17 protein-coding genes are annotated in these 21447 nt (G+C 35.5%); 10 read left to right on the top strand and 7 right to left on the bottom strand.

Translation table 11 applies throughout. The annotated features are described in order from the left end of the window. Positions 1–996 (top strand): hypothetical protein (locus tag A3SG_RS0109270; protein WP_016989745.1); only part of this gene is annotated, 996 nt, incomplete at its 5' end. Between the two features lie 27 nt (positions 997–1023). Here A3SG_RS0109270 and A3SG_RS0109265 read toward each other — a convergent pair. Continuing rightward, positions 1024–1575 carry a Smr/MutS family protein gene (locus tag A3SG_RS0109265; RefSeq protein WP_016989744.1) on the bottom strand — a complete coding sequence of 184 codons (552 nt, stop codon included), beginning with the start codon at positions 1573–1575 and terminating at the stop codon, positions 1024–1026. A 286-nt stretch (positions 1576–1861) separates the two neighbouring features. On the opposite strand from A3SG_RS0109265, the gene A3SG_RS0109255 reads away from it, so the two are divergent. The 4 genes from A3SG_RS0109255 (at position 1862) to A3SG_RS0109240 (ending at position 4531) form a co-directional block, all read left to right on the top strand. Then, positions 1862–2140, top strand: coding sequence for a DUF2752 domain-containing protein (locus A3SG_RS0109255; protein ID WP_029596709.1), 279 nt, complete (start codon positions 1862–1864; stop codon positions 2138–2140). 250 nt (positions 2141–2390) lie between these two features. Continuing rightward, a complete protein-coding gene (locus tag A3SG_RS0109250; protein WP_016989741.1) occupies positions 2391–3182 on the top strand; it encodes a serine O-acetyltransferase in 792 nt (263 codons plus the stop codon). Between the two features lies 1 nt (position 3183). Beyond that, complete coding sequence (cysM, locus tag A3SG_RS0109245; protein WP_016989740.1) at positions 3184–4071, top strand: cysteine synthase CysM; 888 nt, start codon at positions 3184–3186, stop codon at positions 4069–4071. 4 nt (positions 4072–4075) lie between these two features. Further along, entirely contained in the window at positions 4076–4531 is a 456-nt protein-coding gene (locus A3SG_RS0109240) for a GNAT family N-acetyltransferase (RefSeq protein ID WP_016989739.1), read from the top strand. Between the two features lie 58 nt (positions 4532–4589). On the opposite strand, the gene A3SG_RS0109235 is transcribed toward A3SG_RS0109240, so the two are convergent. The 5 genes from A3SG_RS0109235 to A3SG_RS0109215 form a co-directional block, all read right to left on the bottom strand. Beyond that, positions 4590–5000, bottom strand: a complete 411-nt coding sequence (locus A3SG_RS0109235; protein WP_016989738.1) for an OsmC family protein — start codon at positions 4998–5000, stop codon at positions 4590–4592. Between the two features lie 168 nt (positions 5001–5168). Next, the gene (locus A3SG_RS0109230) at positions 5169–6620 is read right to left on the bottom strand and encodes an HYR domain-containing protein (protein ID WP_083832423.1); all 1452 of its coding nucleotides are present in this window, start codon (positions 6618–6620) and stop codon (positions 5169–5171) included. Next, a complete protein-coding gene (locus A3SG_RS0109225; protein ID WP_029596707.1) occupies positions 6569–6853 on the bottom strand; it encodes an HYR domain-containing protein in 285 nt (94 codons plus the stop codon). Before A3SG_RS0109225 ends, A3SG_RS0109230 begins: the two co-directional genes overlap by 52 nt. Positions 6854–6856: 3 nt before the next feature. Then, on the bottom strand, positions 6857–9850 hold the full coding sequence (locus tag A3SG_RS0109220; protein ID WP_020477117.1) for an HYR domain-containing protein: 2994 nt from the start codon (positions 9848–9850) through the stop codon (positions 6857–6859). A gap of 481 nt (positions 9851–10331) precedes the next feature. After that, positions 10332–11375, bottom strand: coding sequence for a sensor histidine kinase (locus A3SG_RS0109215; RefSeq protein WP_016989737.1), 1044 nt, complete (start codon positions 11373–11375; stop codon positions 10332–10334). A gap of 207 nt (positions 11376–11582) precedes the next feature. Between A3SG_RS0109215 and A3SG_RS0109210 the strand changes: the two genes are divergently transcribed. The 4 genes from A3SG_RS0109210 (at position 11583) to A3SG_RS0109195 (ending at position 16671) form a co-directional block, all read left to right on the top strand. Then, entirely contained in the window at positions 11583–12227 is a 645-nt protein-coding gene (locus tag A3SG_RS0109210; protein ID WP_016989736.1) for an SGNH/GDSL hydrolase family protein, read from the top strand. Positions 12228–12290: 63 nt separating this feature from the next. Then, on the top strand, positions 12291–12674 hold the full coding sequence (locus tag A3SG_RS19515) for a hypothetical protein (RefSeq protein WP_016989735.1): 384 nt from the start codon (positions 12291–12293) through the stop codon (positions 12672–12674). Positions 12675–13363: 689 nt separating this feature from the next. Then, positions 13364–14962, top strand: a complete 1599-nt coding sequence (gene aceB / locus A3SG_RS0109200) for a malate synthase A (protein WP_016989734.1) — start codon at positions 13364–13366, stop codon at positions 14960–14962. 83 nt (positions 14963–15045) lie between these two features. Next, positions 15046–16671, top strand: a complete 1626-nt coding sequence (locus A3SG_RS0109195) for an isocitrate lyase (RefSeq protein WP_016989733.1) — start codon at positions 15046–15048, stop codon at positions 16669–16671. 747 nt (positions 16672–17418) lie between these two features. On the opposite strand, the gene A3SG_RS0109190 is transcribed toward A3SG_RS0109195, so the two are convergent. Beyond that, positions 17419–19266 (bottom strand): CocE/NonD family hydrolase, encoded by a 1848-nt coding sequence (locus A3SG_RS0109190; RefSeq protein ID WP_016989732.1) that lies wholly within the window; start codon positions 19264–19266, stop codon positions 17419–17421. Between the two features lie 302 nt (positions 19267–19568). On the opposite strand from A3SG_RS0109190, the gene A3SG_RS0109185 reads away from it, so the two are divergent. Continuing rightward, entirely contained in the window at positions 19569–21098 is a 1530-nt protein-coding gene (locus tag A3SG_RS0109185; RefSeq protein ID WP_016989731.1) for a carboxypeptidase-like regulatory domain-containing protein, read from the top strand. The last annotated feature ends 349 nt before the right edge of the window (positions 21099–21447 follow it).

The raw sequence follows: 21447 nt of genomic DNA, 5'->3' as shown, positions 1-21447 counted from the left end.
AATTTTTTAGCTATTTTTGTAGAAATAAATTTTGCCATGGAAAGATTTTTAAGCCTTTTAATTTTTGTGTTAGTATTAACCGGTTGCGACGATGGTAATTTAATTCAGGAAGACATTAACTTTGAAGATATAGCAACCACAAGTTGCACCACAAATAACATTATTTTCAAACTAAAAGAAAAAGAAGCGCTACTTCTTGAAATTCCAGGAAGTTCTTTTGTAAACGAGGCTTCATCAGCTGACGCACCAACCACAATAGACATCAACAGCAACAATCGCGTAGTGTACCGATTTTATGATGGTGTCGTTGCTACTAACAATATTTGCGAAACTATAGCCCCTGCGACCCCGATCGTAACAGATCAATGGAATGCTACTGCTGGTAAAATACAAATATTAACGACAGCGGTAAAAACGTTAAATGAAGCGGAGAACAGTACCCGTATTACAGGCTATAATCATAACATTGTATTTAAGAACGTCACTTTTGCAAAAAGCAACGGAACTCAAGTATATGAAACTTTTCCTTTTGGTGATTATGTAACAAGCACCACTCCTTTACCTTTTCTTTTTGACAAAACGGTAGAGAAATGCAGTAACGCTAATTTAGTTTATAATTACACTAGCAGCGAAGCATTGACATTAGACATCGACCCAAGTTTGATTGTAAATACAGTAACCGCTATAAACAGCCCACGAACTGGAGTCATTGGTACAACATCAAACAAACTAAGCTACCGCTTATTTACAGGACTCCTAACAGGCGATTATTTTTGTGGGGCAACAACACCAGCCACACCAACAATAAACCAACAATGGAATGGCTTAAGTGGTGTAACCGGTGTCAGTGGTATTATTGAAGTAACGACAACAACAAATGGTCCTACCGCTTTTAAGCATACTATCGTACTAAAAAAAGTGACTTTAAAGAAAGGAAACAGTAGCTTTCTATTGGGTGATAATTACGTCTACGGTGATTTGTTGACGACCAATTAAGTCGTATTAATTAACGTAAAAAAAGTTTTATTTACTGTTTTGTTTAATAAAAACCTCGGTGGCACCTTGACCGTATTTTTGATAATTGCCTTCTCTGAAATCAATATTATCATACCGTCCTAATAAAAAATCTAACTCCGCTTTTAACACTCCCTCACCAACTCCATGGATGAAAACGATTTTTGGGATCCGGTTACGAATAGCAAATTCAATATGACGTTTGGCTGTTTCAGACTGTAAAGTTAGAATATCATAATTGGACATACCTTGTTTGTTTGGTACTAATTTTTCGATGTGTAAATCGAATTCCGGTGCCGCTCTCTCGTTCTTGTCTTTGCGTTCTTTTACAAAACTTCTCGGTTTTGGGATCTCTTTTTCCTTTTCTATTTCATCTCTATTGATTCTTTTAATAGAATCCATTAAGTTACTGGTATCGTTTACTTTAATAATTTCTTTGACAAAAAATGTCATCATGAATCCATCCTCTGTTTCTATTGTAACTTCTTTATCTTTAGTTGATACCACCACTCCATTTATGGCTTCGTCCAGCACTGAAACTTTGTCTCCTATATTAAACATCTTTTTCTTCTTTATCTTGATTATCTTGATTTTTACTTGGCGTTTTAGCACTCAATCGCATCATGCCAAACATAAAAATGGCAATGGCAACTACGGTTATATACACATTTTTGTTCGGCACTTACCTGCTCAAAGAAAGCAACAAGTATTGCAACAATCATCATTGGAATTATTAATTTTTTCATTTCTTCACCTATCAGATTCCAAATGTAATACATTTAAAATTGCCTCCCTTTTTTATTAAATGGTTTGCTGAAATTTTGTAAATTGTAAAAAAATAAAACCATTGGATTTAACAAAATATATGATTCCATGTCTTAGTAAAACACTCTTTGGAATAGAGTGTTTGGGCTGCGGTTTTCAGAGGTCATTCTTGTTGCTTTTACAAGGAGATTTTACGGCTTCTTTTCAAATGTACCCTGCCCTATTTAGCTCGCTTTTGTTTTTAGGTTTTCTTAGTTTTCATTTTATTTATAAAGGTATTATTTCTCAAAAATTAATTGTAATCGTAGCTCTAGTGAATGTGCTTTTTATGATTGGTGGCTATTTCTACAAACACTTTTAAGTGGCTTCTGTTTATAAATACTAAACTCCAAACAAATTGGAATTGAAATCACCACTCTTCTGCTGATACTATAGCAGTTCTTAGAGTTTAATTCAAAATAGTTCAATATCTTTGTTTCGTCTTATTCATTGAGACCAAAAAAACAAAAAAATGAACAATAAGCACCTCCAATTTCAATAGGAAGGATTGGAGCTATTAGTTATTACTCCATAATTTAAGCCTTTTCTACTAACCATTCAATCCCATAATCATGACAAAAGATCTGATTATTAAAAATATAATCTCTTTAAAGAGACATTCCTCCATTAATTACGGAATCAGAACAAAGATAGAAGATTTTACCGAAAAATTATTCTATACTTTATTTGATGCCAATGCACCGTTGAGCGAAAGTATTGACGAACTTCAAGTTCTTTTCAAAGAAATTTCCATAATTGCCTGCAGAAAACCAAAAGGAATTTGCGACTCCATGTGGGATCAATACTTAGAAAAATTACCTTCTGTTCTTGAAAAGCTAAATCAAGATGCTAATTTCTTTTTGGAAAATGACCCTGCCTCTAATAGCATCGAGGAAATATACCTAGGCTATCCTGGTTTTTACGCCATTACCATTTATAGACTGAGCCACGAGCTCTATCTTTTGGACTTGCTTCTGTTTTCCAGATTGATGAGCGAATATGCGCATCGAATCACCGGAACGGATATTCATGCAGGAGCCATCATAGATTCTCCCATTTTTATTGATCATGCGACCGGTATCGTCATTGGTGAAACGACTGTTATTGAAAAAGGGGTGAAAATATATCAAGGGGTAACCTTAGGGGCACTGAGCGTAAGCAAAGACATGAAAAATGCAAAAAGACATCCTACCGTGGAGAAAAATGTATGTATTTATGCCAATGCGACCATATTAGGAGGAAATACCGTTATCGGTAAAAATAGTATCATTGGTGGAAATTCATGGGTTACCAAATCCATTCCGGAAGGTTCACTTGTGACCAACACCACAACCACAGAAGTAAAAATAAAAGAACTAAGATAGCATGGAGCCTAAAAAATTATTAGACCTGATTGGGAACACCCCATTGGTGGAAAGCGTCAATTTGAATAAAAATAAGAATGTAAAGTTACTGTTGAAACTCGAAGGAAACAATCCGGGCGGAAGCCTAAAAGACCGTGCCGCGCATAATATGATTGTATCCGCTTTAGAAAGAGGCGACATAAAAAAAGGGGATAAATTAATTGAAGCCACCAGTGGAAACACGGGAATTGCATTGGCTATGATTGCCCAATTACTAAATATAGAAATAGAACTCGTATTACCTGAAGATTCAACCAAAGAACGTACCCAAACCATGCGTGCTTATGGCGCAAAGGTGACTCTGACTTCGGCAAAAGAAGGAATACTGGGTTCCCGGGACTACGCCGATAAAAAATTAGCCGAAGGCGGTTATATCATGCTAAACCAGTTTGCAAATGAAGACAATTGGAAGGCACATTATAAAACGACCGGTCCAGAGATTTGGAATGATACCAAAGGTACTGTAACCCATTTTGTTGCTGCCATGGGAACTACAGGGACTATAATGGGAACATCTACCTACTTGAAAGAGAAAAATCCAGCGATCCAAATCATTGGAGGTCAACCCTCAGATGGTTCGCAAATTCCGGGTATCCGTAAATGGCCAGAGGAATATTTACCTAAAATATTTGATCCCTCAAAGGTGGACCGTATTGTCGAAGTAAGCGAAACCGAGGCACGCGCCATGACCAAGCGACTGGCACTTGAAGAAGGTGTTTTTGCAGGAATGAGTAGCGGAGGGTCAGTGGCAGCGGCCTTAAAAATAGCCGCAGAATTAGAATCGGGTGTAATCGTAGCTATAATCTGTGACCGCGGAGATCGCTATTTGTCCTCTGATTTATTTGATTAAATAAATGATAACAATAATAAGAACCAACGCAGAAAATATTGATTTCATTCAATTAATAGGCGAACTCGATAAAGACATTGAGATACGGGATGGTGATGAACATCACTTTTATGCCCAATTTAATAAAACCGATAGTATAAAGTATGCGGTAATTGCTTACGACGGCTATAAAGCAGTAGGTAGTGGTGCTTTTAAGTTATATAAAGGCGATATTGCCGAAATAAAAAGAATGTTTGTTAATCCTGAAAATCGCGGTAAAAACATTGGTTCTAAAATATTGGGCGAATTAGAATCTTGGGCCAAAGAATTATTGTTTTCCAGCTGTATTCTGGAAACAGGCAGAAGATATCCGGAAGCTATTGCCTTATACAAAAAGAATGGCTATACCATAACGAATAATTATGGTCAATATCAAGGGATAGACGATAGCGTTTGTTTTAGCAAACCAATTTTAAAATAAGAGGAGGCTCTATTAAGCTAATAGAGCCTCTTCTTATTTTAATTAATGTATAACTAACTTAAGATAAAGTAGCTGTAGATGTAATTTCAGCATTCAATACTTTGGACACAGGACAATTCTTTTCTGCCTTGGTCACTAATTCTTGAAACTTGGCGTCTGAAATGCCTTCTATTTTTGCTTTGACTGTTAAATGAGATCCTACTATTGCCCCATCTACTAAGTTGATGTCACATTTAGTTTCTATACTTTCAGCATTAAACCCTTCCTCTCCAATAAATGCGGAAAGTTGCATTGCAAAACATCCCGCATGTGCTGCTGCAATCAATTCTTCTGGATTAGTACCTACTCCATCCTCAAAACGCGATTTAAATGAATATTGAGTGCTTTCTAATGTTTTACTTTGTGATGTAAGTTTTCCGGATCCTTCTGTAACGGACCCTTGCCATACTGCGGTTGCATTTCTTTTCATAATTGTATTTTTTTGATTTAACCAAATTTAGCATTTTAAAAGATAAGACTTTCCTTCTCAACTTTTTTTAACGAAACTTTAAAAGTTCTTTGGAAAAAAACTTGGTTGAAAGTAAAGAACCAGCCCGAATGTTGGGCTGGTTTTACTTTAATAGTAATTAAAAGAACGTTATTTTTTAATTAGGTTAATTACTTTTTGATTTTCGCCTTGTTTAATTAATACAAGGTACTCCCCAGATGGAAGCTCTTCCCCAAATTGGATGCTTTGCCCATCACTTTTTTCAATCCTTTTTATCTGTCTGGCCAGCATATCATAAACAATCACCTCTACTTTTTTATCACTACCTCCTTTTAGATCTAATGTAAACTGATGATTGGAAGGGTTAGGATACGCTATTACATTGAAAGGAATTTCTGTTTCAAGTAGTTTTTCCTTGCCAATAACTACAGGCCTTGTAGTTGTTCTTGGTTTACAATCTGTTGTACAAGAACCTACAAAATCACCATGAGCCACATGCGCTGCAACGGCTGATTCATCAACACATATTTCTTGACATGGATTTTTAGCACTGTTAGTTTGATGACATATTTTAACTTTTGCATTTCCACTTTTACCGGCAAAACAGCGTACATCCTCTGCACAAATTTTTATCGTAGATATAACAATACAACCATAGCGGTCTGTAACCGTAGCAGTAATAATAGCATCCGTCATTAATTTAACTGTTACAGTATATGATGATACTGAGTTAGAAGTTGACACAGGAGTAGTAGTTGGACAAATATTCCCTACATTAGTACTAGTATTTGCACCACCAGTCCAAGTTTCACTACTTCCGTTTACATTACAATTCAATGCACGATCCATCGTATATACTATTTGATAGGGTCCAGTACCTCCAGACGGCGTTGTCGTGATAGTTGCTATCTGATCTGTTGATAAACCAAAATACAACTGCAAGTTATCCGTGGTAGAAGTAGCAACCAAAGGACTAGTAACTATTACAGTAAAGCTGCATGACGAGCTGTTGCCTGCTGCATCTTTAACCGTCCAAACTACTGTTGTTGACCCTTTGGGTAATACAGCTCCAGCTAGAGTTGAATTACTGTTATAATTATTACTTATTGTTGATCCTGTACAGTTATCCCCAAAAGAGCTTGGGTTGAATTCAGAGCCAGCAACTGTGTAACTACAATTACTAGTTTCAGTATCTCTTGTCTTATCTTCAACACAAGCAATCGTTGGCTTAATGTTGTCCGTTACTGTAATCAACTGAGTAGCTGTAGCAGAATTGCCTGAGCCATCTGTTACGGTCCAAGTCACCGTTGTTGTTCCTAATGGAAAAGCCGAAGGTGCATCATTTGTTGTAGAAGCCACTGAACAATTGTCAGCTGTTACTGGTGTTCCTAAAACTACATTGGTAGAAGTACAAGCAAGGTTTATTGTGCCTGTAGTAGCTGCTGGTGCAGTAATCGTTGGATTGATATTGTCTGTTACAACTACTGATTGCGTTGCTGTTGCAGAATTGCCTGAACCATCTGTTACGGTCCAAGTCACCGTTGTTGTTCCTAATGGAAAAGCCGTAGGTGCGAGTATAGGTACTGATGGGCACGTGAACAATTATCAGCCGTTACAGGTGTTCCTAAAACTACATTGGTAGAAGTACAAGCAAGGTTTGTTGTGCCTGTAGTAGCTGCTGGTGCAGTAATCGTTGGATTGATATTGTCTGTTACAACTACTGATTGCGTTGCTGTTGCAGAATTGCCTGAACCATCTGTTACGGTCCAAGTCACCGTTGTTGTTCCTAATGGAAAAGCCGAAGGTGCATTATTGGTTACTGATGCACTGAACAATTATCAGCCGTTACTGGTGTTCCTAAAACTACATTGGTAGAAGTACAAGCAAGGTTTGTTGTGCCTGTAGTAGCTGCTGGTGCAGTAATCGTTGGATTGATATTGTCTGTTACAACTACTGATTGCGTTGCTGTTGCAGAATTGCCTGAGCCATCTGTTACGGTCCAAGTCACCGTTGTTGTTCCTAATGGAAAAGCAGCCGTTACAGGTGTTCCTAAAAACCACATTGGTAGAAGTACAAGCAAGGTTTGTTGTGCCTGTAGTAGCTGCTGGTGCAGTAATCGTTGGATTGATATTGTCTGTTACAACTACTGATTGCGTTGCTGTAGCAAAATTGCCTGAGCCATCTGTTACGGTCCAAGTCACCGTTGTTGTTCCTAATGGAAAAGTCGTAGGTGCATCATTTGTTGTAGAAGCCACTGAACAATTATCTCCTGTTACTGGTGTTCCTAAAACCACATTGGTAGAAGTACACGCAACATTGGTTGTGCCTGTTGTTGCCGCAGGTGCTGTTATTGTTGGATTTATATTATCCGTTACAACTACTGATTGCGTTGCTGTAGCAAAATTTCCTGAGCCATCTATTACGGTCCAAGTCACCGTTGTTGTTCCTAATGGAAAAGCCGAAGGTGCATTATTGGTTACTGATGCTACTGAACAATTATCAGCCGTTACAGGTGTTCCTAAAACCACATTGGTAGAAGTACACGGAACATTGGTTGTGCCTGTTGTTGCCGCAGGTGCTGTTATTGTTGGATTGATATTATCCGTTACTGTTACGATTTGTATCGCTGTTGATATATTGCCGTTTAAATCCGTTACCGTTAAAGTAACTGTGTTCGGACCAACATTCGAACAGTTGAAAGTCCTTTTATCTAAAGTCAACGAAGCGATTCCGCAAGCATCAGAAGATCCATTGTTTACTAATGCTGGCGTAGTTGAACCGTTTCCTGTAGCATCTAATTGAACCGTTACGTTCTGTCCTATTGCTACTGGTGCAACCTTATCTTCTACTGTTACTACTGCTGTAGCTGTTGATGCATTGCCGTTTATATCCGTTACCGTTAAAGTAACTGTATTCAAACCAACATTCGAACAGTTGAAAGTCATTTTATCTAAAGTCAACGAAGCGATTCCGCAAGCATCAGAAGATCCATTGTTTACTTGCGCTTCTGTTAATGTAGCTGTTCCAGCGGCATTTAACTGAGCTGTAATATTCTTAGCTTTGGCTATTGGCATGATACTGTCTCCAATAGTCAAAATCATCTCATCTGTTACGTCACAAGCTCCTGTTCCACTGACTTTAAAGCTCAATATAACTGATCCTGAACTAATATCAGCAGATGATGGCGTATAAACCGTTGTAAGAGCAGATGTACTTGAAAAACTTCCAGAGCCAGAACTCGACCATAAATAGGTTGGACTTGTTCCGGTTGCTACACCACTTAGTGCGAGCGCTGTTCCAGGACATATTGTTTTATTATCACCAGCATTAGAAGTGTATTTTCCTTTTAATGAAATTTCAGTTGAACCGCTAAAAGTACCTGCGCAAGACGTTCCATTACTTAAAGACGCTATGGTATAAATGGCTTGCAAAGATGGTGATACTGACACTGACACTGGACTGCTTGCAGCCGTCCCACTAAATACCGTTCCATCGCTTAATGTTCCAGAAAGATTTCCTGAACCACTTAATGTTATAGAAAGATTAACGTTATCACCCTGACAAATACTTGTATTACCTGTGGTAAGTAACGCATTGGCAAACGACGGACTTATAATGCCTGTAAAGGATGGTGAACTTGTTCCGCATGCATTAGAAGCAGTTACAGAAACTGATCCATCTCCTGATCCAATGGTTATACTTGCAGCTACTGTTCCCTGACCATTAGTGACTGACCACCCAGTCCCTGATACTGACCATGTATAAAATGTCGCTCCACTGACTGCCGAAATACTGAATGTATTACCAGAGCTATTTCGACATGTATTTAAAGATGACGTAATGGCTGATGGTGAACCGACTGCAATGGTTGCTGTAATATTTCCAGTAGAAGATGCGGTACTGGAACTACACCCATTATTAGCAGTAACAGAAACTGTTCCAACACCTGTACCAATCGTAACAGCAGCTGAAACAGTTCCTTGGCCAGCTGTAATAGCCCATCCTGAACCAGTTACGCTCCATGTATATGATGTAGCTCCACTAGCGTCCATAACACTATATAAATTATTTATTGAACCTGCACATTCGTTAGAAGGTCTAGTTATAGTTCCTAAAGATACGATTGACCCCGTTGTTAGCGCAAATGAAGGCGGATTAGTTATAGATACCCCAGAAGTAGTTGAACATCCTGTTGTGTTACCCTTACCAGCAAATAAAGAACTTACTCCTGCACTATTGGGGGCAGTAATATCAGCGGTGAAAGTAATAATACTATTATTACTCAATCCGCTGCTTGCGGTCAAACAAACCGTAGTTGAATTAATTAAATTTATAGAGGTGCTATTTCCGACAGGAAACGTTACATTACCGGGATTACTAAAAGAGTATCCACTAGGCAAAACGACAGTAGTATAGATATTGCTAGTTGCACCGTTAGTTTGTTTTATAGTAAATTTAACGTTGGTTACAGAACTTGGACAGAAGGAAGTTTTATCAGGTACTAACGACCACGTAGAATCATCAAATTCATGTAATGCAATAAGTCCCGAACTTAGTCCAGTTGCTGTTAACACAAAATGAACACCCAAGTGGTTCTCTTTTATCAGGAACTGATTGTTATAAATATTCCCCTGAGAATCAGCAACAACCTCTATATCGTGAGAAAGAAGACAAGTTGCAGGTTTAGGAGTTTCATCAAAATGAAAACTGACCGTTTCTCCGGCCTGCCAACCGGCACCAGTAATAATAACATACTCACCTGGATAATAATCTAACTTATCTGTGGTGACCGTTGCTATAGTTTGCCCAAAAACTAGACTAGCAAAAAACAAACTAGAAACTAAAAAATAAAAGAAAAAAATCCCGATTTAGGTAGAAATGTTTTCATAATTGTAGAATTGAAATATTAAAATAACGAACACGTAACGCCTTATTGTAAAAATATTAATCAATAGAATAGAATTTTTCTACCTTTTTGGTACGAATCAACCCAACTATTTTAGACAAAAAAATGCTCTTTTCTAGGTCTAAAAGCATCGGGACATTGACTCTAAAAACATCATCCCAAATCTAAACTATATTATTTTTAACATACTGCTACGATTTATTTTACAATTCCGATTAAAGTGTTAAAAAAAACTATAAACTACACTTAATACTATTTTTTAGTTAATTAAACATATTTTAAATACTAAATAAAGCTCATAATGACATTAATTCTTTTTCTTAATAGAAATACAAATGCAAAATCCGCAATAAAATTAAATTTTATTGCGGATTTTTAATAAAAGAAAACAGTATTCACTTTGATAATTAGAAAACAACGGTAAAAGTAGCACCTTTGTTTTGCCCATGACTTATTGCGGTAAGTTGTCCTTGGTTTTTTTCAATTATATTTCTACACAAATACAAGCCAATTCCGGTAGATCCTTCATTTGAAGTTCCCAGTTTGCTCATTTTTGTAAATTTTTTAAATAACTCCTCCGTCTGATTCAAGTTGAATCCAATACCGTCATCTGAAACACTGAAAAATAACTTTGTCTCTTCTTTATAAATTCTTAAATTAACTTCACTACCAGGGTAGGAAAACTTTATGGCATTATCAATCAAATTCACCAATACCCTAATTAATAATTCTTCCTCAATTAAGAGTTCTGCCTTCTGCACTTCAATTGATACGTTTAATTTAATTTTCTTAATTGTCAATAACTGATGTACTAACTCTTCAACGGTTGAAACCATAGTTTCAAATTCAATCAATTTGAAATCCGGACTACTTTGTACTAATTCATCTTGTTCCTTGAGTAATTTTAAAAAATTTTCAATATATAGAAACTGTTGATTGGAAGACTGGTAAATCAATTCCGCCAAATCTTTGATTTCATTTGATGGATTTGCCTCCAATATCAGACTTGCCAATAACTGGGGTTGTCCTGCAAAATTTTTTAAATCATGGGACAGCAAATAGACTAAGTCTTGTTTTTCGATAATGAATTTTTCGTGTTCCAGTATAGTTTCTTGAATGTTACGCATTAAAAGACCGGCCTCATCCTGAAAATTCAAAGGTAAGTTTGGTACTTGTCTCTCCGTCCTATAACTGATCAATGCTCCGGAAGCTAATCCAATAGGCCTAATCAATTGTTTCAGTATAGCTAAGGTAACTCCCGAAGCCAACAAGGTCATTACGAGTGCAAAAATCAAAATCGAATTTGGAGAAATCGAAAAATTACCATAAAGTACAAAAAACAACAAACCTATAAGAGGAATGTGAATCCCTACGAAAGCAACAAATAAAAACTTAAAAGCATAACTTCTACTAAGAAAATTAATTTGGGATAACTTTTTATAAAAAAACATAATTGCATTTATTTCAATGATCTACTTTAATAAGTATTTCAGCTATAAACTTAGCTTAAAAAGAGAACATTATTACAGTATATTTTAATTTAACATAATTTAATCCAATAAAAAAACCGCCAAAACTGCGAATTGATTTTTACATCTTTTAGTAATAGCGATAGTGAAAAAATAAAACTAATTTTATTTTCTTTTAGCACTACATTTATGGGAATAAAAAAACAAGCTCAAGACTGGCCATATTTAAATAAATACAGGAAAGAAAATGCCGCTATCGAGGCGCCACTGACTGGAGAAAACAGAATTGTTTTTATGGGTGACTCCGTAACTGAATTTTGGAGCAACATTCACCCAGAATTTTTTCAGGGAAAACCCTATATCAACAGGGGAATTAGCGGACAAACCTCTCCGCAAATGCTCCTACGTTTTCGAGCTGACGTTATTGCCCTAAAACCAAGCGCAGTCGTAATTCTTTGCGGCGGAAATGACATTGCCGGAAATACTGGGACCGCAACTCTGGAAATGATTCAAAATAATATTTTCTCGATGGTTGAACTCGCTCAGACCCATCACATCAAGGTCATTCTGTGTTCCGTTTTGCCTGCCAATTATTTTTATTGGAGTCCCAAAGAAAAACCTGCTGATACCATCTTGGCGCTGAATAAAAGTATTGAAAGTTATGCTGGCGTAAATAATATCCCCTATATTAATTATTACTCGGCTATGACTGATGGTCAAAAAGGCCTGCCTTTCTCCTATTCAAATGACGGTGTACATCCCAACAAAGCCGGCTATCAGCTAATGGAACCCCTTGTTGAGAAGGCTATTTCGTTGATTTTGTATCTCAAATAAAAGACTATCTATACATTAGTACCAACCAATCGATTCCAATTAAATTAGATAATAACATTAATTATGACAAACTTAAAATCATTAATCATAGCAATTGGACTAACTTTTATTAGTTGCAGTAATGATAACTGGAGTACACAAAAACAAGAAGCACAAAATCTCGAAAAAATGCAGGCGGAAATTTTGTTACTTTCAACTAGTACGAAATGTGAGAATCCTGCAGACTGGGCTTTTACCTCAATTGGTTCTAAAGCCTGTGGTGGACCTGCCGGATTTATTGCCTATTCATTGAAATTAAATACAACTGAATTCCTCACTAAAGTAGAGAAATACACAAATTGTCAAAAAGAATTCAATACGAAATGGGGAGTTATTTCAACTTGTGACGTCACTCCTTCGCCAACAAGTATAGAATGTTTGGATGGTAAAGTGCAATTGGTCTATTAAACTCCGATGACACAAAAAAACCTTACTGGTAAGAAAAAAAAAATGCAATTTAATAGCAAAGAAACTCAATAAAAAGAACTGGTGTAACTGAATGGTTAATCCAAAGGCGGGCACAGATTGTCAATGTGCACCCTGCTAAACATTTCCTCGCAGCACGTTTAACTTTTTAGTGAAAATTTTGGTAACGAAAAACTTAATAGTTTTTTAGCAACTTCTATAATCACTATTTACTTTAGCAGGAGCATTCACAATTATATCCATTAAGTACTTTCTTTTATGCCAAAGAGTCCCAATGGAATTTCCTTCCCTACTTATAGCGCAGCAAATAATCAATTGCAGCCAATATATTATCTAATTTTAAAGTCGATATCTCACCCTATCGAACGTCTAATTCCTCCAAAATACTTACGATTCTATCTTGCTTAGATTATTTTTTTTTGTTTTCAAGTTCATTTAAATACGTCTTAGATAAAACTGAAATTTAGAGAAACCAAAGAACAAGGAGTTATATTGACTATTTATCTATCATAGACTTTACCAAATATAAATGCACTGTCATCATCTTTTATAAAAGCAAATACAAGGTTTTTTGCGAATATATTTTTTTTGTTTTAAAACTATAAAAAGCGAACGTTCGCTTGTTTTATTAAAAACTTTATTATACTATTGTACTATAAATCAAAAGTATCATGGAAACTACATTTTTAAAACAATCTAAAATTAACTTTTCAAAAGAGGTTAATAATTACTATCCCGAAATTCTAACAGATGAAGCATTGAGCTTTATTACTGCACTTCATGAAAAATTTAATGAAGAAAGGCTCTCTCTTTTAGAAAGTCGCGTAAATCAACAAATGGTTTTTGATGAAGGTAAATTTCCAGAGTTTCCAAGAGAGACTGCAGCTATAAGAGATGGAAATTGGACAGCGGGAAACATTCCACATGACTTGCAAGATAGACGTGTAGAAATTACAGGCCCAGTAGATAAAAAAATGATTATTAATGCTTTAAATTCTGGAGCCAAAACATTTATGGCAGATCTAGAAGACAGCAATGCTCCTACTTGGAAAAATACTGTTGAAGGACAGCAAAACCTTATAGATGCTAATAAAAAATCAATTTCTTTAAACGACACAAAATCTAATAAATCGTATACATTATACGAAAAAACAGCTGTTTTATTAGTTAGACCGAGAGGTTTACACCTAAACGAAAGACATATTTTAATTAACAATAAAGAAACTTCTGGAAGTTTGGTTGACTTTGGCTTGTATGTATTCCATAACACGCAAACAATGATGCAAAATGGGACTGCACCGTATTTCTACTTACCAAAATTAGAGCATTATTTAGAAGCGCGTTGGTGGAACAAAGTTTTTGAATTTGCGCAGCAGTATTTAACTGTACCAAATGGAACTTTTAAAGCAACTGTTTTAGTGGAAACCATTACTGCCAGTTTTCAATTAGACGAAATAATTTTCGAACTCAAGGATCATATTGTTGGTTTAAACTGTGGACGCTGGGATTATATTTTTTCTTATATCAAAAAATTTAGAAATCATCCAAATTTTGTAGTTCCAAATCGGGACCAAGTAACCATGACTACACCATTTATGGATGCGTATTCAAAGTTAGTTATTCAACGTTGTCATAAAAGAGGTATTCTTGCAATAGGCGGAATGGCTGCTCAAATTCCGATTAAAAATGATAAAAAAGCGAATGCTGCGGCTTTAGAAAAAGTAAGAAAAGACAAAGAGCGTGAAGTAAAAAATGGACATGATGGTACTTGGGTTGCACATCCTGCATTAGTAGCAGTTGCTATGGCAGAATTTAACAAACACATATCAACACCTAACCAGTTGCATGTAACTAGGGATGATGTAAAAATAACAGAACAAGATTTGGTTGAAATACCTAAAGGCACCGTAACTGAAGAAGGGATTAGAAAAAATATTAATGTTGGTATTTTATATACGGAAGCTTGGTTAAGAGGTCATGGTGCCGTAGCGCTTTACAACTTAATGGAAGATGCTGCAACAGCCGAAATTTCAAGAACACAGGTTTGGCAATGGCTACATAAAGAAGTTGTCATAGAAGATGGAAGGACTTTTAATATGACTTTCTACAAAGATATTTTTGATGATGAAGTAGAAAAAATCATCACCGAATTTGGCGAAGAGAACATAAAGAATAGCAAGTTTGAATTAGCTATAGAAATTTTTAATAAGCTAGTAATCTCAGAAGAGTTTGAAGAATTTTTAACGCTACCAGCATACCGATATATTTAAAAAAATGTCTCGCAACTACTGGAATAGTTTACGAGACCTAATTATAAAAATCTTTAACAACCTTAATAATCAAAAACAAAATTATGAAAAATTTAGCACAAAGCAATTATAGTTCTGCACTAGAGACTGTAAGAGACCTTAAAAAAAAGTACGGAGAAACTTGGAAAGCAATCAATCCTGAAAGTGCAGCTAGAATGGCAACTCAGAATCGTTTTAAAACAGGTTTAGATATTGCTAAATATACAGCAGCTATTATGAGAAAAGATATGGCAGAGTACGATGCCGATTCATCTCATTACACCCAATCTCTCGGTTCTTGGCATGGTTTTGTTGCGCAACAAAATATGATCGCTGTTAAAAAACATCATAAAACGACTAATAAAAAATACATCTATCTTTCGGGTTGGATGGTTGCTGCTTTACGTTCAGAATTTGGACCATTACCAGATCAATCAATGCACGAAAAGACTGCTGTTCCAGCATTGATCAAAGAAATTTATGATTTCTTACGTCAAGCTGATGCAATTGAGCTAAATGATTTATTTAGAAGACTTGAAAACGGAGAAAAGGTACAAGATCAAATTGATACTTTTGAAACGCATATAGTTCCTATTATTGCTGATATTGATGCAGGTTTTGGGAACGAAGAGGCCACCTACTTGTTAACTAAAAAAATGATTGAAGCTGGAGCTTGTGCTATTCAAATTGAAAATCAAGTTTCAGATGCGAAACAATGTGGGCATCAAGATGGAAAAGTTACTGTACCTCATGAAGATTTTATTGATAAGTTAAATGCTATTAGATACGCGTTCTTAGAATTAGGTGTCGAAGACGGAATTATTGTTGCTAGAACAGACTCTGAAGGTGCTAGTTTAACTCAAAAGCTTCCAGTTAGTAAAGAGTCTGGAGATCTAGCTTCCCAATATTTAGCGTTTGTAGAAGCAGACGAAATAGCTCTTAATGATGCTAAAGAAGATGATGTACTTCTTAAAAGGGACGGTAAATTAGTACGTCCAGTCAGATTAGCAAATGGTTTATATAAATTTAGAGATGGCTCAAACATTGATAGAGTAGTATTAGATTGTATTACTAGTTTACAAAACGGAGCAGATTTGTTATGGATTGAAACGGATACGCCAAATGTAAAGCAAATTGCTCAAATGGTAAATAGAGTGAAAGCCGTTGTGCCTAATGCAAAATTAGTTTATAATAACTCTCCATCTTTTAACTGGACCTTAAACTTTCGCAATCAAGTGTACGAAGAAATGCTTGCCGAAGGAGATAATTTGACAGGCTATGATAGAAATAATTTAATGGATGCACAATATGATAATTCTGAACTGTGTCATCGTGCAGATGATAAAATTAAAACGTTCCAAGCAGATGGATCAAGAGAAGCTGGGATTTTCCATCACTTAATTACCTTACCGACGTATCATACTACAGCACTTCATATGAATGACTTAACACAAGGCTATTTTGGAGAAGAAGGAATGTTGGCTTATGTTAAAGAGGTTCAAAGACAAGAAATACGCAAAGGTGTTGCCTGTGTAAAACATCAAAGAATGGCAGGATCAAATCTTGGTGATGACCATAAAACATTCTTTGCTGGAGACAAAGCTTTAAAAGCTGATGGAGCAAAAAATACCAGTAATCAGTTTGAAATCAAACAAAATATAGCAGAACGAGAACTCGTATTAGAAAAATAATAGTTATTCTATTTAAATGTAAAGGCAACATGTACGCATGTTGCCTTTACATTTATTTCCTTAAAAATAGCTCCTAAAATCACTACTTGCAAATATGTTTACAACAGCAGAACTTTGGGTTGAATATGAAACACTTCTTAGTTGTGTGGATCCTATTTTTAATCATTTTGGTAACAAAAAAGTCTTTTCAGGAAAATTACGACGATAAAATTGTTTGAAAGCAGCTTATTAGTGCGCAACTGACTAGAGTCCGAAGGAAAAGGTAAAGTACTTGTAATTGATGATTATGCCTCTTTAGCTTTTGCGTTAATAGCAGGTCGCTTAGCTACTCTGGCAACACAAAATAATTTCTAAAAATTATTAGCTCAATAAAGATAAGTGTAAAAGTATTATACATTTCTCTTGTTAAAAGCGCGAAGCGTAATATAGTTAAAATAGCTATTCCAGATAAATTTGGAAGTACTAGTTTTGTTTCAGATAAGGGCTCCTATAAATGCATGAAAATGACACTAAATTATTAAAACAAGTCAAAATACCTATGACTATAAAACAACAACCCAATCGCTACTATATAGAATTGGGTTTTTATTTTTAAAGTAGTGTAGTTATACCGATTGCATATTCAATGGAGTACAACTGCATTGTACTCTATTCATATTATGCCGAAAAATGGGCACGGGCTATTAGTATCATCTCGCAATGCTCTTGAGATCTATCGGGAGAACTAAAACATAAATTCGTTTGGTCTTATTTCACAACAGAAAATATAATTTTAGAATCCGCATACACGCGATGTGTTTGCTTTTTAAAATCTTCTTTTTTTGCATAAAAGATATTGTCTACAAAAGTTTGCGGATTCAAATCAATTAAAGGAAACCAAGTACTTTGAATTTGGATTTGGATTTTATGACCTTTCTTGAACGTATGCATAACATCTTGTAGCTTGATGTTTACCGCTGTCTTCTCGTTAGCCACAAAAGGTTCTGGTTTAGAAAAACTATTTCTAAAACGACCGCGCATCACTTCGCTTCGTACCATCATGTGGTAATTACTCATCTTTAAGTAAGGTGCTACCTCAACCGTTTCCGGTTCATCATTAGGGAAAACATCAATTACTTTTACAATCCAATCCGCATCCGTTCCTGAAGTCGAAACCTGCAATTGTGCTACGATATCGCCGGCTAACGTCATATTATCCTTTAAAACTTCGGTTTCATACACCAACACATCTGGACGTCGTGCCGCAAAACGCTGGTCATCCGTCATGTATTTTCTTGGTGTAATTCCTTTTTGATTGATGTCTTCTGTAAAAGGAACTGGCTTTTTAGGGTCACTAATAAACTCTTGAAACTCGCCGTCGTTTACTGACCCAGCCATTATTTTATCCTGTACTAAATAAAAGCTTTCTTTTGCTGCATTTTTAGGTGGCCAAACATTATAGGTTTTCCAGTTTTTGGTTCCCGTGTCAAAAACATAAGCCTCCGGTAGTTGGTTTTCTCCTTTTCCATTGTCTTTTAAGAAATGGTGGAAAAAGCGGGCTTCAATATTTTTTTGAAAGAAACCTGAAATACTATCTCCAAAGTTTATGTTTCCAATAACTGCTTTGGCTCCATTTCTTGCCCAGTCTCCATGACTCCAGGGTCCCATAACAATAGTATTGTAGTTCTTGCTGGTTTTCTCTATCGTCTGGTAGGTGTTTAAAGGACCGTATAAATCCTCGGCGTCAAACCAACCTCCTACAGTCATTACCGCGGGCTTGATATCATTTAAATGTTGGAGAATGCCTCTTTTTTGCCAGAAATCATCGTAACTGGAATGGTCTTTTAGCTGTAGCCAAAATTCATTGTCTTTTCCATAAAACGCGTCCAAGTTAGACAAAGGTCCCGCATTCATAAAAAACTGATAATCGTCTTTGGTTCCCAAGTCGGGAAATTTGTACCAATCTGTAGTTGTGCGTTCTGATTTTTGAATACCAAAAAGAGGTGTCGCTTTCCAATAGCTCAATAAATAGGCTCCGTTATGGTGAAAATCATCAAAGAAAAAATCGCTGATACACGCCTGAGGCGAAACGGCTTTCAATGCAGGATGCCTACTCAATAAGGAGTAAGTTGCATAAAACCCAGGGTACGAAATTCCCCAGATTCCCACATTTCCATTGTTATAGTCTGTATTTTTAACTAACCAATCAATAGTATCATACGTATCCGAAGCTTCATCAACATCTGTTTTTGATTTTTTATTAGGAATGTACGCTCTCATATTGTCATACAAACCATCACTCATCCAGCGCCCGCGTACATCTTGATACACAACAATGTAACCTTCTTTCATCATGGTTTCGCTAGGGCCAATGCTTTTCTTGAATTGGTCAGCACCATAAGGCGCGCAACTGTAAGGCGTGCGCTGCATGATCATTGGGTATTTTTTAGAATGGTCTTTGGGCGTGTAGATGGCGGTATAAAGAGATACTCCATCACGCATTTTAATGTGCACTTCTTTCTTAGTGTAATTCTCGCTAACAGTGCTTGGAGTGTTATCTTGAGCAAAAACACCTGCGGTAATTGCGAAAATCGCAATAAGTAATAGTTTTTTCATTTAAATAAAAGCTAATTATAGAACGGTAAATGTATTACGTTTAATCCTAATATAAAATTTAGATTAAAAAATTTTACTTTCAACATTTTCAGCATTACTATTGCAACTGCTGAGTTTTGTTTTTAAAGGTAAATCTGAATTTTAATTTCGTAAGAAAATTAACAATAAATTAGTAATTACGCTCTGATTGATAATCTAATAACCTTTATATTTGAAAAATAGAAAAAATGAATTTTATCTTAAAACTCAATTAGTATTTAAAGGCAATCATAATAATTAATACAATCAAATATTTTAACAAAATGAAGCAAATTTTAATTAGTTTTTTTTTCATTGTATTCCTTTTTCAGCTAGGAGTTGCTCAAAACATAAAGGGTAAAATCATTGATTCCGCAACTGGGGAAAGTATTCCGTATGCTAATATTAAGGTAAACGAATCTGAAAATTTGGTGTCTAATGGTGAAGGCTATTTTACGCTCTCAGAAAACAACAGTCAGGACGAAACCCTACTTACAGTTTCCTATTTGGGTTATGTTAATCAGCAATTGACCGTCGCCGAATTAAAAAGACTTGATTATAGCATTAAACTGGCACCTGGTGTTTTTCAACTAAATGATGTTGCTGTATCCAATATAAAACCCAATCCATATGAGATTATGGCAAATGTAAAAGCCAACTTGAGCCGTAATTATACCACTGGCGAAAAAGGGTCAAAAGAAATGTTCTTTTACAGAACCTCTAATTATTTTAATCCTTCCATAATCGATGTAGAAATTAACGAATCAACTGGTTTTAGTAAGCAAGCATTATCAAAAATCAACAATGACTTGCAGGGTTTTTCTAAAAAATTAATATCGCATCCGCCGTTATCATTTACCGATATTCTTTGTAACTACTATTCGGTTAAAACCAAAAAAGCTGATAAGTTTGTGTTTACCTCCAAACTAGCTGTTTTAAAAGCTACTGTCTTAAAAAATGAAGGAGAGTCTACGTCCCTAGACGATTTAGAAAAAACAGCTATGAATATGATGTTACAACACTTAGACTCCACTAAATATTATCGCGCAAAAAGTGGACTTTTTGGATCAAGAGATACGATTTCGTTACGTAAAGACTTCAATAAAAAGAAAAACAAAGGTATTGACATAGAAATAGACAGTCAGTTAACTGCTACAAAAAGTAACCTTAGCAGCTTTATGTATCAAACCAATTTGTTAAACAACAAGAAGTTTGATTTTATACAAAAACCAGAGCTGTATGACTATACTTTTGAAGGTACGACTTACACTAATGAAAATGAATTTGCTTACGTTCTTACTTTTAAACCTCGAAAAAGCAAAGCCATGTATGTGGGTAAATTATATATTTCTGAAACAGATTACGCCATCCTGAGAACTGATTACATTTTAGAGGAAGGCGAGAAGTTGAATAATTTCAATATGAAGTTTCTTTTGGGAATTAAAGTTTCAGAGAATGTCAGTAAGGGAACAATTACCTACAAGAAAAAAGCCAATGACGACAGCTATTATATGCAATATGCCGCTATTGAAACAGGAAATTACTTTTATTTAAACCGTCCTCTAAAATTTATAGAATTAACAAGTAGCGACAAAGATGTGCTTTCTCTTGATTTAAAAATGGAAGCCAATACGAGCAACAAAACAGAATTCCTTAATATGTCTCGTTCTACAACAACGGCAGAGGCAATTGAAAAAATAAAAGAAACCGATTTTAAATTTATAACGATCAAATCCTATGATCCTAAGATATGGAAAGATTACAATGCGATCGAACCATTACAAGAGATGAAACAATTCAAAGCAATTAATTAATGAGGTAAAACTGGTATTGACTTTTGATTGAGTAAATAGTAATATCTCAAAGACGTATCAAAGCTTATCAAATTAATTAGCTTTTAAACCAAAAATCAATACTACTCTGCTAAGTATCCCGACTTCGTAAGTATTCTCTTCCCTCTTCAATTAAAAGACATGTCGAGTAGTTGCTAATGCACTAAAGTTAGAAGTTGAAAGCGATTAACCATTCTAATTGACTTAAACTTGATGCCTTCCTGCCCATTTACAGTGTAATGAAAACTACAAGGTAAAACACAGAAAAATCCTCTGTTAAGAAAAAGCCAATACTTAAGTTCTATTCTTGTTGTCAATTGTGAATGTTACC

It is taken from the genome of Flavobacterium sp. ACAM 123, from assembly GCF_000264055.1.
In the GTDB taxonomy this organism is placed as follows: Bacteria; Bacteroidota; Bacteroidia; order Flavobacteriales; family Flavobacteriaceae; genus Flavobacterium.
The sequence above is the reverse complement of the archived record's forward strand: the minus strand, read 5'-3'. Positions and strand labels throughout refer to the sequence as shown.